This window comes from Streptomyces sp. x-80, from assembly GCF_046549095.1.
GTDB lineage: Bacteria > Actinomycetota > Actinomycetes > Streptomycetales > Streptomycetaceae > Streptomyces > Streptomyces celluloflavus.
This window is the reverse complement of the sequence record NZ_JAJPWM010000048.1, coordinates 1-16477: the sequence shown is the minus strand read 5'-3', so window position 1 is coordinate 16477 and position 16477 is coordinate 1. Positions and strand designations below refer to the sequence as shown.

General features: G+C 71.6%; 14 protein-coding genes. 7 read left to right on the top strand and 7 right to left on the bottom strand.

Annotation, left to right across the window (positions count from 1 at the left end; genetic code table 11):
* Positions 1-293: 293 nt before the first annotated feature.
* A complete protein-coding gene (locus ACLJWH_RS41315; protein ID WP_411146967.1) occupies positions 294-992 on the bottom strand; it encodes a class I SAM-dependent methyltransferase in 699 nt (232 codons plus the stop codon).
* A gap of 506 nt (positions 993-1498) precedes the next feature.
* On the opposite strand from ACLJWH_RS41315, the gene ACLJWH_RS41310 reads away from it, so the two are divergent.
* From ACLJWH_RS41310 to ACLJWH_RS41300, 3 genes are all read left to right on the top strand, one after another.
* On the top strand, positions 1499-3145 hold the full coding sequence (locus ACLJWH_RS41310; protein ID WP_411146966.1) for an APC family permease: 1647 nt from the start codon (positions 1499-1501) through the stop codon (positions 3143-3145).
* 244 nt (positions 3146-3389) lie between these two features.
* Positions 3390-4736 (top strand): diaminopimelate decarboxylase, encoded by a 1347-nt coding sequence (gene lysA / locus ACLJWH_RS41305; protein WP_411146965.1) that lies wholly within the window; start codon positions 3390-3392, stop codon positions 4734-4736.
* Positions 4737-4758: 22 nt separating this feature from the next.
* Complete coding sequence (locus ACLJWH_RS41300; RefSeq protein WP_411146964.1) at positions 4759-5682, top strand: LysR family transcriptional regulator; 924 nt, start codon at positions 4759-4761, stop codon at positions 5680-5682.
* Positions 5683-5797: 115 nt separating this feature from the next.
* On the opposite strand, the gene ACLJWH_RS41295 is transcribed toward ACLJWH_RS41300, so the two are convergent.
* Genes ACLJWH_RS41295 through ACLJWH_RS41275 form a run of 5 tightly spaced genes read right to left on the bottom strand, consistent with a single transcriptional unit; the run spans position 5798 to position 10905 of the window.
* Positions 5798-6643 carry a serine hydrolase gene (locus tag ACLJWH_RS41295; protein WP_411146963.1) on the bottom strand — a complete coding sequence of 282 codons (846 nt, stop codon included), beginning with the start codon at positions 6641-6643 and terminating at the stop codon, positions 5798-5800.
* A complete protein-coding gene (locus ACLJWH_RS41290) occupies positions 6640-8268 on the bottom strand; it encodes an N-acyl-D-amino-acid deacylase family protein (protein ID WP_411146962.1) in 1629 nt (542 codons plus the stop codon). Before ACLJWH_RS41290 ends, ACLJWH_RS41295 begins: the two co-directional genes overlap by 4 nt.
* Positions 8268-9029 carry an amino acid ABC transporter ATP-binding protein gene (locus tag ACLJWH_RS41285; RefSeq protein WP_411146968.1) on the bottom strand — a complete coding sequence of 254 codons (762 nt, stop codon included), beginning with the start codon at positions 9027-9029 and terminating at the stop codon, positions 8268-8270. The genes ACLJWH_RS41290 and ACLJWH_RS41285 overlap by 1 nt, the downstream gene beginning before the upstream one ends.
* Positions 9030-9037: 8 nt before the next feature.
* Positions 9038-10012, bottom strand: a complete 975-nt coding sequence (locus tag ACLJWH_RS41280) for an amino acid ABC transporter permease (protein ID WP_411146961.1) — start codon at positions 10010-10012, stop codon at positions 9038-9040.
* An 8-nt stretch (positions 10013-10020) separates the two neighbouring features.
* Positions 10021-10905, bottom strand: a complete 885-nt coding sequence (locus ACLJWH_RS41275; RefSeq protein ID WP_411146960.1) for an ABC transporter substrate-binding protein — start codon at positions 10903-10905, stop codon at positions 10021-10023.
* A 387-nt stretch (positions 10906-11292) separates the two neighbouring features.
* Between ACLJWH_RS41275 and ACLJWH_RS41270 the strand changes: the two genes are divergently transcribed.
* Complete coding sequence (locus tag ACLJWH_RS41270) at positions 11293-12633, top strand: phosphoribosyltransferase family protein (protein ID WP_411146959.1); 1341 nt, start codon at positions 11293-11295, stop codon at positions 12631-12633.
* Positions 12634-13082: 449 nt separating this feature from the next.
* Here the strand turns inward: ACLJWH_RS41270 and ACLJWH_RS41265 are convergent, their stop codons facing one another.
* Positions 13083-13964, bottom strand: a complete 882-nt coding sequence (locus ACLJWH_RS41265; protein ID WP_411146958.1) for a LysR family transcriptional regulator — start codon at positions 13962-13964, stop codon at positions 13083-13085.
* A 94-nt stretch (positions 13965-14058) separates the two neighbouring features.
* Between ACLJWH_RS41265 and ACLJWH_RS41260 the strand changes: the two genes are divergently transcribed.
* The 3 genes from ACLJWH_RS41260 to ACLJWH_RS41250 form a co-directional block, all read left to right on the top strand.
* Positions 14059-14376, top strand: coding sequence for a hypothetical protein (locus ACLJWH_RS41260; protein ID WP_411146957.1), 318 nt, complete (start codon positions 14059-14061; stop codon positions 14374-14376).
* Positions 14373-15131, top strand: coding sequence for an SDR family NAD(P)-dependent oxidoreductase (locus tag ACLJWH_RS41255; RefSeq protein ID WP_411146956.1), 759 nt, complete (start codon positions 14373-14375; stop codon positions 15129-15131). Before ACLJWH_RS41260 ends, ACLJWH_RS41255 begins: the two co-directional genes overlap by 4 nt.
* Positions 15132-15588: 457 nt before the next feature.
* Positions 15589-16477 (top strand): IS5 family transposase (locus ACLJWH_RS41250; RefSeq protein WP_411146955.1); only part of this gene is annotated, 889 nt, incomplete at its 3' end.

Here is a 16477-nt window from a genome sequence, read left to right as displayed (position 1 = left end):
GCCCATCAGCCGGACCGCCGGGAGCGACTACCGGATCGTCTTCGACCAGCCGCCCGAACCACTCGCGGACATCCCGCAGCAGCTCACCTTCGAGGACTTCGCGTAACCAAGGTCCCGAGACACCACACCTAGGGCCCCTCCCGGCAGGCTTTGCCCCGTCGCGCCGCCCAGCACGCACGCTCGCCGCGTTGGCCAAAAGCCCTTGGTAGCTCCGCTACAAGGGCCTCCGGCCGCCCTGCGATCGCACGCACCGGACGACGCTCCTCACGGGGCAGACATCGCCGGTCACGGCACTAGGTACGGCGGCGGGCGACCGTGACGATCTCCCGGCTCGTGCCGGTGACGGGCCCGCGGTGCCAATCGCCGTACCGGGCCTCGGTCTCGAAGCCCGCGGCGGCGAGGAGCACGTCGAGCGTCGCGACGTCGAGGAAGCGCAGGCTCGTGCGGTCGACGCGGAGGACGGTGCCGTCCGGCTCGGCCGTCGTCCCGGTGAAGGTGACCACGTCGGCCACGACGGACTCGACCTCGTGCCAGACGCGCAGCGGGCGGCCGGCCGCGTCGCGGATGTCGGCGGCGTGCAACGGGTGCCACTCCGTCCAGGCACGCGCCTGCGGGTGGCGCGTCTCGAAGACGAAACGGCCGTCGTCGCGCAGCGCCGCGCGGATCGCCGCGAGCGGGGCCCGCGGCTCGTCGTCCGTGACGAGGTACTGGAACGCATGGCCGGTCATCGTCGCGAGGTCGAACTCGGCCTGCCACTCCGCGTCCGCCGCGGTGCCCTCGACCCACTCGACATCGGCACGGCGCCGGGCCCTGGCGAGCGCGGCGCGGTCCGGGTCGAGGCCGACGAGACGTCCGGTGTGGCCGTGCGCACGCGCATGGTGCAACATCGCGCCGGTGCCGCAGCCGACGTCGAGGACCGAGCCCGCGGCCATGACCAGTTCGTCGTAGAAGCGGTCCCCGGGCCGGGCCCCGGGGCGCCAGGGATTCAGCACGTCGTACAGGGCGGCGGCATCGTCTTCGGAGAACGCCGCGCCAGTATCGCGGCGCCACCGGCAGACACCAACCGGCCGGGTATGGGGAAGGCGGCCATACCGCCGGCGGTGTTGCTGTGGGGGGCGGTCGGTCCAAGATCCGTCGGCCGATGAGGTGACCGTCCATGCGGTGGCGGTCATGAGGTGGCGGTCCATGCCGTGGCCGTCCACGAGGTGGCCGTCCATGAGGTGGCTGATGGCCGGCGATGCGCGTGCCGAGCCCTGGGTACGGCGTTCGGTGCGGGCGGTGGCACGGTCCGCCGGGGCTCGCGGGAGCTGTCCCCCGCGGCCATTCCGGTGATCGGCGGGCGGTAGCCGGAAGCCCGGCCTGATCCTGCCGTCCCGTTCGCGTAATTCGCCCAATAATGGGGCATTCTGGCACGGCTCAGCCGCGTCCGGGCCCGCCCCGAGAACGCGCCGCCGACGCCCCGTGCCTCAGCCTCACCGGAACGAGGGGTGCATGCCGTATGGAGATGCCCACGGCCGCCGCGGCCGCCGCGCCCAAGGATCCGGGGCTCAGACGGGACATCGGGCTGATCGGCCTCATCTGGGCCTCCGGGGGATCCATCATCGGGTCCGGGTGGCTGTTCAGCGCGCTGCTCGCCGCGCAGGCGGCCGGCACGGCGGCGCTCGTCTCCTGGGGGATCGGGGCGCTCGCCATCATCGTGCTGGCCTTCGTCCACGCCGAGCTGGGGGCCATGTACCCGGTCGCGGGCGGCACCGCGCGCTTCCCGCACTACGCGTTCGGCAGCGCCGCCGGTGCGTCCTTCGGCTGGTTCTCCTGGTTGCAGGCGGTCACCGTGGCGCCGATCGAGGTCATGGCGTCGCTGAACTACCTCAGCATCCACGCCCCCTGGGTACAGACCGGCAAGAACCACCTGACGGCCGGTGGATACGCCCTGGCCGTCGCCTTCATGGCGTTCTTCGTCGTCGTCAACTTCTTCGGCATCCGATGGCTCGCGCACACCAACAGCGTGGCGACATGGTGGAAGGTGGCCGTCCCGCTCATCACCGTCATCGCCCTCGCGGCGACCGCCTTCCACGGCGGCAACTTCGGCCACCAGGGGTTCGCCCCGTTCGGCGCCAAGGGCGTGCTCTCCGCCATCAGCACCAGCGGCATCATCTTCGCGCTGCTCGGCTTCGAACAGGCCGACCAACTGGCAGGCGAGAGCCGCGATCCGGCCCGGGACCTGCCGCGCGCGGTCATCGGCTCGATCCTCATCGGCGTCCTCGTCTACGTGGCCCTCCAGGTGGTCTTCATCGCGGCCCTGCCGCAGAGCGCGTTCGCGCACGGCTGGGCCAGTCTCACCTTCCCCGGCAAGACGGGCCCGTTCGCCGGACTCGCCACCTCGGTCGGCCTCGGCTGGCTCGCCGCTCTCGTGTACATCGACGCGGTCGTCTCACCGTCCGGTACGGGCCTGATCTACACCACCGCCACCTCACGGGTCTCGTACGGGCTGTCCCGCAACGGCTATGTGCCCGCGGTCTTCGAGCGCACCACCGCGCGCGGGGTCCCCTGGGTCGGCCTGCTCTTCGCCTTCGTCATCGGGCTCGTCGTGTTCCTGCCGTTCCCCACCTGGCAGAAGCTGGTCGGCTTCGTCACGTCCGCGAGCGTGCTGATGTACGCGGGGGCGCCGCTGGCCTTCGGGTGCCTGCGCAGACAGGATCCGGACCGGCCCCGCCCGTACCGTCTGCCCGGCGGCATGTTCTGGGCGCCGGTGGCCTTCATCGTGGCGAACCTGATCATCTACTGGGCGGGCTGGGACACCCTGTGGCGGCTCGGCGTGGCGATCGCGCTCGGCTATCTGCTGCTGGGCGGCTCGGTGCTGCTGGGTCTCAACCCGCGCACCCCGCACATGGACTGGCGGTCCGCGCAGTGGCTGCCGGTGTATCTCGCGGGTATGGGCGTGCTCTCCTGGCAGGGCGGATTCTGTAGTACGGGCCCGGCCTCATCGGCGTCCTGCGGGGCGACCGACGCCATTCCGCTGTGGTGGGACATCGCGCTCATCGCCGCCTTCAGCCTGGTGATCTACTTCTGGGCGCAGTCCGTCCGGCTCCCGGACGCGGAGACCCGCGAGTACATCGGCTCCGTCGAGGTGATCCCCGGCGGGTGACGACCGGTTGACGTAACGGCTGCTGACCGGCACCGCCGTCGAGCGCCTGATGCTTCGGCGGGCGGCGGCGGTGGCGGCTTCGGCAGCGGCTTTCGCGGCGGCACCGGCATCGACGGCTCCCGCCCGCCGCCTCGCCGACCGGGCGGGAGCCTCACAAAAAATGAGGCTCAGCACCGGAAGAATGCGCTTTCGTCATCTCGCACCCGGCCGCAGGATGGCGGCGAGCCTGCTTACGGGAGGAACTGTGTCGTCCGTCATCGCAACGGGTCTGCTGCCCCGCACCGCCGAGACCCGCCCAGGAGGACTGGCCGTCGGCGGGGTGCTGCTCACCGAACTGGCGCGGCGTTTCGGGACGCCGCTGTTCGTGTACGACGAGGAGCATCTGCGGCAGCGCTGCCGGGAGGCGGTCGCCGCCTTCGGCCCGGACAATGTCGCGTACGCGTCCAAGGCGTTCCTGTGCACGGCGATGGCCCGGCTCGCCCACGAGGAGGGGCTGCTGCTCGACGTCGCCTCCGGCGGCGAACTCCGGGTCGCCCGGCACGCGGGGGTGCCGGCCGACCGGATCGTGCTGCACGGCAACAACAAGGACGAGGCGGAGCTGCGTACCGCGATCACCGCCGGGGTGCGGTACGTGGTGGTCGACAGCTTCGACGAGATGGACCGGATCGAGCGTCTGCACGCCGCGGAGGGCCTGCCGCCGGCCCGGGTCCAGCTGCGGGTGGCGCCGGGGGTCGCCGCCGGTGCCCACGAGGCGATCCGGACCGGCGGCAACGACTCGAAGTTCGGCTTCGGCCTCGCGGGCGGCGTGGCCGCGGCCGCGGTGCGGCGAGCCGCCGCCTCCCCGGCGATGGTCCTGGAGGGCGTCCACGCGCACGTCGGCTCCCAGGTGCTGGACGCGGCGGAGCTCGCGGCGGGTGCCGCGGCCGTCGCGCGGTTCGCGGCGGAGGTGGGGGCCCGCCGGCTCACCGTCGGCGGTGGGCTCGGTGTCGCGTACGAGGCGGGGCAGCGCGCACCGTCGTTCGCCGACTGGGCGGCCCGGGTACGGGAGGCGGTGCGTGGTGCGGGCTGGGGCGGTGCGGTGACCGTCGAGCCCGGCCGTTCGATCGCGGCACAGGCGGGGCTGACCCTGTACCGGGTGGGGACGATCAAGCGGATCGAGGGCGTGCGGACGTATGTCAGCGTCGACGGCGGGATGAGTGACAACCTGCGCCCCGCCCTGTACGGCAGCCGCTACGAGGTGTTCCTGCCGCGCTGCCCCGATGCGCCGCGGCCACTGCGGGCGCGGCTGGTCGGCAAGCACTGCGAGAGCGGCGATGTGATCGTCGACGATGCCGCGCTCCCCGCCGGTCTGCGGGTGTCGGACGTGCTGGCCACACCGGTCACCGGTGCCTACGGGTACGCCATGGCCTCCAACTACAACAAGCTGCCGCGCCCCGCCGTGGTCTTCGTCCGCGAGGGCCGGGCCCGCACCGTGGTGCGCCGCGAGACCGACGAGGATCTGCTGCGGCTGGACGTGGCCGGGCCGGCGGAGCTCGCGGCGGCGCCCGGCCCGGTCCGGCCGGCCGGTGCGGACACCGGAGCGCCACGGTGAGGGCACGCCCTAACCTGTCCCGATGCTGAACAGTGCCCGTCTGCTCGTCCTGCTGGAGATCGCCCGCCGGGGCACCATCGTGGCCGCGGCCCAGGCGCTGCATCTGAGTCCGTCGGCGATCTCGCACCAACTGGCGCGGCTGGAGCGGGAGCTCGGGGTGGCGCTGGTGGAGCGGGCGCCGCAGAGCCTGCGGCTGACGGCCGCGGGCGTGCGGCTGGCCGAGCACGCGCAGGCCGTCGCGGACCTGATGGCCGTCGCGCAGGACGATCTGCGGGCACACTCCGAGGGCGAGGCGGGGGTGCTGCGGGTCGGCTTCTTCGCCTCCGCGGGCCTGGAGCTGCTGCCGCGGGCGCTGTCGGTCTTCGCGGCGAAACGGCCGCAGGTCGAGCTGGAGCTGATCATGGGCCAGCCGCACGAGCTGATACCCGATCTGGAGGCGGGCCGGCTGGATGCCGCGGTGGTCTTCGAACATCCGCTGGATCCGTGGTGTCGGCAGGCGGCCGTGGCGGTGCAGATGTTCTTCGACGAACCGCAGTTGGTGGTGGTGCCGCTGCGGCACCGGCTCGGCCGGCGTGCGACGGTGCGGCTGGCCGCGCTGGAGGGCGAGAGCTGGATCGGTACGCACGGCGGTCACACCGGTGAGCCGGTGCTGGAGCGCGCGTGCGCGGCCGAGGGCTTCCGTCCCCGGGTGCGCTGCCGCAGCGACCACTACCAGGTCACGGTCAACCTGGCACGGGCCGGGATGGGGATAGCGCTGGTCCCGGCCCTCGGGCTCGGCGACACCGCGGGGGTGCACGTCTGCCGGCTGGACCACCCCCAGTTGCACCGGCGGATCGGGGTCGCCACCCGGGAGACGAACCGCAATCCGCTGCTGCGGATCTTCCTGGCGGAGCTGCGGTCGGCCGCCGAGGAGGTCCGGTCGCTGCTGGAGATGCAGTGGGCCTGACCGGCGGGAGCGCCACCGGGCGGACGCGTCGGCCGGGCAGCGGGCCGTGACCCGGCCGCCGCCGGACCCGGACGGCCGCCGCACGCGGAGCGGATCCGGGTGCGGCGGCCGTCGGTCATCCGGGGGCGCGGCGGTGGGCGCAGGCCGCGAGGGTCCGGCCGACGTCCCGGATGGCGTGCACGGCGGCCCGCTCCGTACTGGCGCCCAGGGCCGTGTCCCAGTGCGCCACCACGGCGTACGCCAGGCGGCGCGCCCCGATGATGACGCCCGCGTCGGCGCGGACCCCGGTGTCGGTGCCGGTCTTGTTGGCCACCAGCAGGCCGTCGGGCGGCGGCGTGGGGAAGCCGGGTGCGTAGGGGTCGTGGCCGATCAGGGCGGGCACCAGGCCGTGGTCGGTGTTGGCGCGCATCCAGTGCAGCAGACGGGCCGAGGCCAGCGGTGCGTGCAGGGTGCCGCGTACCGCGTGGGCCACCAACTGTGCCAGGTCCCGCGCGGTGCCGGTGGCGAAGACCGGCGGCAGGTCCGGGCCCCGGACGTCGCGGACGCGGTCGTGCAGGGTGAGGCGGGCGAGTCCGAGCTGCCCGGCCAGCCGGCCGGTGGCCTCCCGTCCCACGAGCCGGAGCAGCGCGTTGGTGGCGGTGTTGTCGCTGACCGAGGCGGTCAGCCAGGCCAGGTCCTCGACGGTCCAGCCGGTCCGGCCCAGTCGGCGCAGCAGGCCGGTGCCGCTCGCGACGTCCGCGTCGAGGATCTCGACGCGCTGCCCGGCGCGGAGTTCGCCGGTGTCCAGTCGCCGGGACACCTCCGCGAGCAGCAGCAGCTTCGCGGCGGACGCGACCGGCAGTACGGTGCCGTCGTCGACGCCGACGGACTCGTCACCGTCGACGTCGATGGCGGCGACGGCGAGGGTCAGCGGCAGTGCGGCCGAGCGGCGGGCCGCCGCGGCCACCTGGGCCAGGCTCATCGGACCCGCACCACCTTTCCGGCCCGTACCGCGGTCGGGCGGCCGTCGCGTACGGCCAGTTGCCCGGCGACGACGACGGTGCCGACGCCTTCGGGTGCCAGCAGCGGGCTGTCGAAGGTCGCGGCGTCGCGGACCGTCGCCGGGTCGAGGACGACCAGATCGGCGCAGGCGCCGTCGCGCACCACACCGCGTCCGGTGAGCCCGAACCGCCGGGCGGGCAGCCCGCTCATCTTGTGCACGGCGGTCTCCAGCGACAGCAGTTGCCGGTCCCGGCCGTAGTGTCCGAGGACCCGGGCGAAGCTGCCCGCCCAGCGGGGGTGCGGCCGGCCGGGTTTGGGGACGCCGTCCGAGCCGATCATCGACAGCGGGCTGGCGAGCACCCGGCGGACGTCGTCCTCGCGCATCGAGTGGCTGATGATGGTCACCTCGCCCTGTTCGGCCAGCAGCAGATCGCAGACGTAGTCGACGGGATCGATGCCCCGCTCGGCGGCGAGGCCGGCGATCCGCCGGCCCTCGGCCTCGGGGCGGGTCCGGGCGGCGGCCACCGCGATGAGGTCCCAGCCGCCGTTGCCGACGGTGTTCTCCCAGCCCTCGACGCCCGCCGCGAGGTCCGCCCGGATCCGGTCCCGCGCCGCCGGCCGGCGCAGCCGTGCCAGCAGCTCGCCGACGCCGCCCTCACTCGTCCACGGCGGCAGCATGGCGTGCAGGACGGTGCTGCCCGCGGTGTAGGGGTAGACGTCGCAGAGGACGTCCACGCCGTCGGCCCGTGCCGCCTCCAGCCGGGGCAGGGTGCGCAGGGTGGCGCCCCAGGCGTGGCGGCCCGCGGTCTTGTGGTGGGAGACCTGGAGCGGGGCGCCGGAGCGCACGGCGATCTCCAGGGCTTCTTCCAGGGCGGCTTCCACCTGGGACATCTCGTCGCGCAGATGGGTCACATAGGGCTTGCCGTGGCGGGCGGCGACCCGGGCCAGGGCGACGATCTCCGCGGTGTCCGCGTAGGTGCCGGGCGGATAGATCAGTCCGGTGGACAGGCCCGCCGCGCCCTGGCTCAGCGCCCGGTCGAGCAGGGCGCACATGACGCGCAGTTCGTCGGGCTCGGGCGGGCGGGCCGCGAAGCCCAGCACGCCGGCCCGCAGGGTGCCGTGGCCGACGAGCGAGGCGATATGGGTACGGCGCAGGGCCGGGTTCTGGGCCGCGGCGAAGGCATCGAAGTCCGGTGCGGGCCGGACGGGTCCGAGCCCGAACGTCACCCGCAGGTGGTCGGCGAGGGCCGGCAGGCGTTCCGGGAGCGAGGGGAACAGGCTGGTGCCGCAGTTTCCGCAGATCTCGGTGGTGACGCCCTGGAGCAGCGGCGCCAGGCGCAGGTCCTCGATCGAGTCCGTCGGCTGCGGGGTGGCGTCGGCGCCGTGCGGCGCCGCGAGGGCGTCGGAGTGGGTGTGCACGTCGATGAAGCCGGGCGTGACGACCTGTCCGGTCGCGTCCACGGTCTCGGCCGCCCGGACGGGGGTGCCGGGGGGAAGGACGGCGACGCGTCCGCCGGTGACCGCGATGTCGGCCTCCCGGGCGGGGGCGCCGGTGCCGTCGATGAGGGTGCCGCCGCGCAGCAGCAGGTCGATGGGTCGGTTCATCACAGCACCGTTGACAGGAAGGCCCGCGTGCGGTCGTGCCGCGGGGCGGTGAACAGTTCGTCCGGGGGGCCGGCCTCGACGGCGGCGCCCTGGTCCATGAACAGGACGCGGTCGGCGACTTCGCGGGCGAAGCCCATCTCATGGGTGACCACGACCATGGTCATCCCGCTGCGGGCCAGGTCGCGCATGACGCCGAGGACCTCGCCGACGAGTTCGGGGTCGAGCGCGGAGGTGGGTTCGTCGAAGAGCATGAGGGTGGGTTCCATGGCCAGTGCGCGGGCGATCGCCACGCGCTGCTGCTGCCCGCCGGACAGCTGCCTCGGGTAGTGGTCCGCGCGGTCCGCCAGGCCGACCTGGTCCAGCAGTTCGCGGGCGTGTTTCTCGGCCTGGGCGCGGGGCCGCTTCCGGACGGTGACCGGTCCCTCCAGCACGTTCTGCAACGCGGTGCGGTGCGGGAAGAGATGGAAGCGCTGGAAGACCATGCCGATCCGTTCGCGTTGCCGGCGGATGTCGCGGGCGTGCCGTTCGCGCAGAGTGCGGCCGGCGGGGCCGTGCTCCTCGTAGCCGACCAGTTCGCCGTCCATCCAGACGCGTCCGGCGTCGATCTGCTCCAGGTGGTTGAAGCAGCGCAGCAGGGTGGATTTCCCGGAGCCGGAGGGTCCGATGACGCAGAGCACCTCGCCGGTGCGGACTTCGAGGTCGATGCCCTTCAGCACCTCGGTGTCACCGAACCGTTTGCGGACGCCGCGGGCCCGGAGGATGACGTCGTTCACGATGCGGTCTCCTTCTTGGCGCGCCCGGGTGTGAGGTTGGCCAGGACCCGGTGTCGCAGGGGCGGGGCGGCGCGGGGGCTGTAGCGGCGTTCGACGGCGTGCTGGGCGACGCTGGCGATGGTGGTCAGGACGAGATACCACAGGGACGCCACGATGAGCATCGCGACCACCTCGAAGTTGGCGAGGTAGAGGTGCTGGGAGACGGTCATCAGGTCGGCGCCGGCGATGACCGAGACCAGGGAGGTGGTTTTGAGCATGGAGATGAACTGGTTGCCGAACGGCGGGATGATGACCCGCATCGCCTGCGGGAGGATGATCCGGGAGAGGATCTGCCGGTTCGACATGCCGATGGAGGCGCCCGCCTCGCGCTGGCCGGGGTCCACGCTCTGGATACCGGCCCGCACGATCTCTGCCATATAGGCGCCCTCGTTGATGGAAAGTCCCAGCAGCGCCGCCACGAATCCGGTGATGAGCTGGTTGGACTGCCAGCTGATCAGCTTGGGCCCGTCGAAGGGCACGCCGATGCTGATCTCCGGGAAGATCAGGGCCAGGTTGAACCAGAAGATGAGCTGGACGAGCAGCGGGGTGCCGCGGAAGAACCAGGTGTAGGCACCGGCGGTGAGGCGCAGTACCGGGCTGTCGGAGAGCTGCATCACCGCGATGAGGACGCCGATGGTGATGCCGACGGCCATGGAGATGAGGGTGAGTTGGACGGTCACCCACAGGCCGTCGAGGATCACACCGTCGAACTGGTACTTCGCGATGATGTCCCAGTGCAGGTTGGGGTTGACGATGATGGTGTAGGTGAGCCATCCGGCGAACAGGACGGCGGCGATGACGGCGAGCCAGCGTCCGGGGCGGGGCCGCCGGGTCACCTGGAGGGTGAGGTCCTCCTCCTGCTGCGCCGTGCCGCCGGTGGGGGGTGCCGGTGTTCCGCCGGGGGCGGCGCCGGTCGTGTCTAGAGGGGTCATGTCCGCGCTCACTGCCCGTCGTTGATGGTGGCCTTGGACACGGCGCTGCCGCCGACCTTCCAGGTGTCGAGGATCTTCTTGTAGCGCCCGTTGTCGATCAGTTCCTGGAGGGCCTGGCGGACGGCGTCGCGCAGGCCGCTCTGGTTCTTCGCCGTCGCGATGCCCCAGGGCGCGGTGCCGTACTGGGCCGGCAGGACGTCGTAGGCGCTGCTCCGGTCGGTGAAGGTCTGGGCGACGGGGTAGTCGACGATGGTCGCGACGGCGCGTCCGGTGTCCAGTTGCAGCAGCCCGGTCGGGGCGTCCTCGCTCTGCGAGATCCGCATCTTCTCCCGGCACTTGGCGTTCTGCTCCTCGCCGATGTGCAGGTTGGAGCTGCCCTTGGCGAGGACGACGGTCCTGCCGCACAGGTCCGCGAGGGTCTTGATGCCCTGGGGGTTGCCCTTCTTCGTCATGATGACGCCGCCGGTGCGGAAGTAGTCGGTGAAGTCGACCGCCCGGCGCCGCTGCGCGCTGTCCGTCATCGAGGACATCACCAGGTCGAACCGTCCGGATCCGAGACCGGGGATCAGGCCGTCGAAGGCGGCGTTGGTGAGTTCGAGCTTCAGTCCGAGCCGCTCGGCGATGGCCTGGGCGAGGTCGGGGTCGACGCCGGTGAGCCGGGTCGTCCCGGACTCGTACATCTCCATCGGCGGGTAGCCGACCGCGGTGGCGACGCGCAGGACGCCCTGCTGCCTGTACTGCGCCGGGAGCAGCTGGGCGGCGGACGCGCCCGCGGCGGCCTGTGGTCCGCTGCCGGCGGGGCCGCTGCCCTGGGTGGAACGTCCGCAGGCGGTGGCCGCGAGAGCGACCACGGCCAGGGCTGCCAGACAGCGCAGAGGACGGGGGCGTGTCATCGGAATCTCCCTCACACGGTGGCGGTGCGCAGATGCTGGCAGCCGTGCGTCGGTGAAGGGAAGATGATGAAGCTATTCCTGCCTGAGCATCGGAATACATACCGCTCCCGCCCTTTCCCGGACACGGCGGACGCGTGCGGTGCGGGCCCGCCGCCCGGTGCCGGTCCGTGCGGTACGCGCCGGTTGGACGCACAGTGGAAGTACGGCGTGCCGGTGGCCGGGCGGTGCCCCGGACCGGCGGACGGGCCGCCGGTCACGGGGTGCCGGACCCGGTGGCCGGGCGGACGGGCGGCGCGGTGGCCGCCGGCACGGGGTGCCGGTCCGTCCGGCGGGCGGCCGGCGCGGGCGCGGCTCGCCGGGTCCGCTCCGTGACGAGGAGGTCGCATCGTGTTCTTCGCGAATCGGCTCGACGCCGGCCGGCGGCTGGCCGCCCGGCTGGGGCATCTCCAGGGCGCCGAGGTGGTGGTGCTCGGTCTTCCCCGGGGCGGGGTGCCGGTCGCCGCGGAGGTCGCCGAGGCGCTGGACGCGCCGTTGGACGTGTGCCTGGTACGGAAGCTGGGCGTGCCGTTCCGGCCGGAGCTGGGCATGGGGGCGCTCGGCGAGGGCGGTGTCCGGGTGATCAATGACGAGGTGGTGCACGCGGCCCGGGTCACGCGGGCGGAGCTGGCGCAGGTCGAGGCCCATGAGCGGACGGTGCTGGCGGAGCGTGCGCGGCAGTACCGGGGTGACCGGGAGCCGGTGGCGCTGGCGGGCCGGACGGCGCTGGTGGTCGACGACGGGGTGGCCACGGGGTCGACGGCCCAGGCGGCCTGCCGGATCGTCCGGGCCCGCGGGGCGGCGCGGACCGTGCTGGCGGTCCCCGTGGCGCCGGCGGACTGGACGGACCGGCTGGGGGCGGAGGCCGATGAGCTGGTCTGCCTGGACACACCGCAGGACTTCTTCGCGGTCGGCCAGTTCTACGAAGATTTCTCGCAGACCGAGGACGGTGAGGTCATCGCCTGCCTGGACCGGGCCGCGGCCCGGCTGCGCGCGTCCGGCCGCCCCGCGGGAAGCCGCCGGGGACGGTCGTCGGAGGCGGCCGTGCCCGCGGGCCGGGAGGTGCGGATGCAGGCGGGTGCGGTGGTACTGCGCGGGCGGTTGACGGTGCCCGCCGGTGCGCCCGGCGTGGTGGTGTTCGCCCACGGCAGCGGCAGCAGCCGGCACAGCCCGCGCAACCGGTTCGTCGCCGACGGGCTGAACCGCGCCGGTCTCGGCAGTCTGCTGTTCGACCTGCTCACCGAGGAGGAGGAGACCGACCGGGCCAATGTCTTCGACACCGGACTGCTGGCCGGCCGCCTCGCGGACGCCACCGCCTGGCTGCGCGAACAGCCCGAGGCCGAGGGACTCGCGGTGGGGTACTTCGGCGCCAGCACCGGGGCGTCGGCCGCGCTGTGGGCGGCCGCGGAGCCGGGCGCCGGTATCGCCGCCGTCGTCTCCCGGGGCGGGCGCCCCGATCTGGCCGGACCGCGGCTGCCCGCGGTGACGGCCCCCACCCTGCTGATCGTCGGCGGCGACGACCCGATGGTGCTGGACCTCAACCGGCGGGCCCAGGCCCAGCTGCGCTGCGAGAACGCGCTCGCGGTGGTCACCGGCGCCACCCACCTCTTCCCGGAACCCGGTGCCCTGGAGGAGGTCACGGACCTCGCCCGGGACTGGTTCACGAACCATCTGGCCCCGGCGCCGTCGTAGCGGCCCGGCGGCGGGGGCGGCGGTGCCGCTAGGCCGTGTATCAAAAGTGGATCTTGGGCTGTGAGAGATCGACAACGTCGGGCGGGCGCAGATTTGTTTCCGCACGGGACATCGAAGCCGTGAAGAAAGCGTGCACATGGGCCACTCGACCTAGCGGGTTGCCCTCTCGCAGGACTGCCGCCCACGAGCCACCACCGGAGTCCCGCCGACATCCAGCACCAATCCAGCACGGTGCAGGTGATGAGGGGTGATGACGGGTGACGAGATGTCAGATTATCCAGTACCTATCCAGCACGGGAAAACGATAGGGGCCCGACCCTGGAGGGTCGGACCCCTTCCGACCTGCATGTTTGCCAGATCAGCGACGTGATGCTATGTCACCCGCTAGACAGTGAAGCGGAACTCCACAACCTCAGCGTGCGAGGTCTTGCCCGCCACCCTTCCAGGCGTCAGCTGGGCCCCGTCAACGGCAAGTCCACATCTCCCGCAGCCTCTGCGGCAGCGGCAACGAAAGCAGCAACCAGACGTCGACGGTCGTCTTGCGCCCATGCGAGGACAAGCTCGCTGTTCGGAGCGTCGCTCACGGGCCGGTAGACGAGGCCGGGATACATGGGCGCGGCCAGGGAACGCGGCAATATCGCGATGGTGCGCCCGAGCCTGATCATTTGAAGAGCTTCGGCCGCGTTCGTGACCTCGGGCCCGGGCTCGGCCTCGGGCGCACCCGTCCAGCTCACGCCTTTCCAGCGCGGCAACGTCTCCCGAGCGAGGTCAGCGAGCGTGACCTCGGAACGGGAAGCGAGCCGGTGATCTGGAGGCAAGATCGCCACGCGTCCTTCGACCGCCAGAGTCTCGCAATCCAGCCCGGTCATGTCGTCGAACGGCGCGTACAGCAGGGCAACGTCGGCTCGCCCGTCGCGGACGTAATCGGCGCGGTCAGTGGCCCCACCGAAGATGATGTCCACCTGACGGGCATCGGGCTGCCGGGCGTAGGCGGCCAGAATCCCGGACAGAAGGTCTGCATCGCCTCCAGGCTTGATCACCAACCGCAGGTGGGCCTGCTGATCGCCAGCCCGTCGGGCCTTCTCGGCCGCCGCACTGACAGCGTTGAGGGCGTGCCTGCCGTGGTGCAGCAGCGCTTCACCGGCAGGGGTGAGGGCCACCTGCCTACTGGTGCGCTCCAACAGTTTCAGTGAAAGGCGGGACTCCAGGCGTTGGATCGCCTTGGAAAGAGCCGGTTGCGCGATAGCCAGCCGGGCCGCGGCACGACCGAAATGTAGCTCTTCGGCCAGCGCGACGAAGTACTCCAGCTCGCGGGTTTCCAGCTCAGCCATGCATCAAGAGTATCTCCGAATTCATTCCTGGCAGGCATGGAACGAGAACGGATAGATCTTGGACGGGCTATCAAAAGGCCTGTTCACTGAAGCCATGATTCACCACACGATGATCGTAGCGTTCGACAATCCGATTCCCGCCAGTGAACTGGACCAGTACCTGACAGAGTTCGAGGAGCTCGTCATGGGCTCTGGTCTGGTCGACTCGTTCGCAGCCGAGCACCACATCCGCGTCCCGGGCGACGACCACGCCCCGGTGGCGATTGCCAGCGCCATCCTGCAGCTGCGCCTGGCCGACCTCGATGCCCTGAACACAACCTTCTCCATGCCCGGGGCCCTCGACCTCATCAAGCGCTGGCAGGGCCGCTACCCGTACAAGGCGATCTGGGTCAACCACAAGCCGTTGGCATGAGCGGCTACGCAGGCATGACCGGCCTGGTCACCGGCGCCGGCAGCGGAATCGGGCGCGCGAGCGCGCTCGAGTTCGCCCAGCGCGGGGCCGCGGTCGCTGTTCTCGACCTGGACGAAGACCGGGCGCGCGAGACTGTGCAGCTGATCGCCCAGGAGGGTGGCCGGGCAGAGGCCGTACCCGTCGACATCGGTGATGAGCAATCCGTGGAGCGGGCGGTCACGCAGGTGGTGGCGATGTTCGGCGGGCTCGATTTCGCGGTGAACAACGCCGGAATCCCTTCGCACAACCGCATCCTGACCGAAATGTCGGTCCAGGAGTGGGAGCACGTGCTGCGGGTCAACGTGATCGGCACCTGGCTGTGCATGAAGTACGAACTGCCCGCGATAAGGCAGCGTGGCGGCGACGCGATTGTCAATGTCGCCTCCAACGGCGGCCTGTACGCGATTCCCAGTGCCCCGGCATACGTGGCCAGCAAGCACGGTGTCGTCGGCCTGTCCAAGGTGGCTGCCGTCGACTACGGACCGGACAACATCCGGGTCAACGCACTGTGCCCGGCACTGACCAAGACCGCCATGTTCGACGGCGTTGCCGCTTCGGCCGGCGCCCAGATGGCCGACCAGCAGGCCGCAGCGACTCCCCTGCGGAGGCTGGCTGAGGCCGAGGAGGCTGCGGCAGCAGCTGTATGGCTGTGCTCGCCGGATGCCTCCTACGTCACCGGCACCGCTCTGTCGGTCGATGGTGGCCGCCGCGCCTGAGGCACCGGGCGGGCACCACCGAAGATGCGAACGGTCGTGGTGCGGGCGTTGCTCGCACCACCACCGCATCGACCAAGAGATGTGTCCCAACCAGATGGGAGCCACACATGACTGACCAGCGCAGGCCACGATCGCGAACCGTGGACGGCTCGGACTGCTCAGCATCCGCGATCCCCGACGCTATCCCTCCGCAGTCACCCACGGTCCCCGCCCCGCTCCCGGCTCACCTCTGCCCGCACCCATCGGCTCGATCAACGCCCACTGTGCGTCCGATAAGTCGCTGGGGTACGACTGTCTCTCCATGCCCCGCATATCAACATGGACATGCCCGGCACGCGACCTGCGCAGCGATCAGTACCACGATCGAGTGATCACGAACCGAGAAAGATCGGACTTAACGCCCACTGAATGATCGTGCTTCGTGGGTCGGGGAGATCTCACGGACGAGCAGTGGGCGGTGCTGGAGCCGTTGTTGCCGACGGGGAGGAAGCTGGGACGGCCGCCTGTCTGGCCTCGGCGGCAGTTGATCGACGGCATACGGTTCCAGGTCCGCACCGGTGTTCCATGGCGGGATATACCGGCCGAATACGGACCATGGAACCGGGTCTACGACCTGTTCCGCCGATGGCAGCGCAACGGCATCTGGCACCGCATCCTCACCCGTCTCCAGTCCCTGGCCGATGTGAAGGGCGCGATCACGTGGGACCTGAGTGTCGACTCCACGGTGTGCCGCGCGCACCAGCATGCGGCCGGGGCCCGCAAACAGGGAAATCTGCAGAAGGAACCACCTGGCGGCATCTTCACCGAGCCCCGTGATCACGGACTTGGGAGGTCGCGCGGCGGTTTCACCACCAAGCTTCACTTGGCCGTCGAGAAGGGGCAAAAGCCCATGTCGATCGTGGTCACGGCCGGACAGCGCGGTGACTCGCCGCAGTTCGAACCGGTCCTGGAGAAGGTTCGTGTGCCCCGCATCGGACCGGGCCGGCCACGCGTCCGCCCCGATCGGGTCCGCGCGGACAAGGCGTACGCCTCCCGCAAGAACCGCGCCTACCTGCGCCGCCGCGGAATCCGCTGCACCATCCCCGACAAGGCCGACCAGGCACACAACCGGCAAAAGCTCGGCTCCCGCGGCGGCCGGCCGCCGCATTTCGACCCGGCCGACTACCGCCAGCGCCATGCGGTCGAGTGCGGGATCAACCGCCTCAAGAGACATCGCGCTGTCGGTGAGGTCGACTCGGGGCGCCCTGCTGGCGTCTCCGCCAGTGGGTTTCCCCGAGCCGCCTCCCGAACCCGGCGTGCCCGTCTCCGGGCACCGGGCTCTCCACAAATCCCGTTTCGGGATGTTC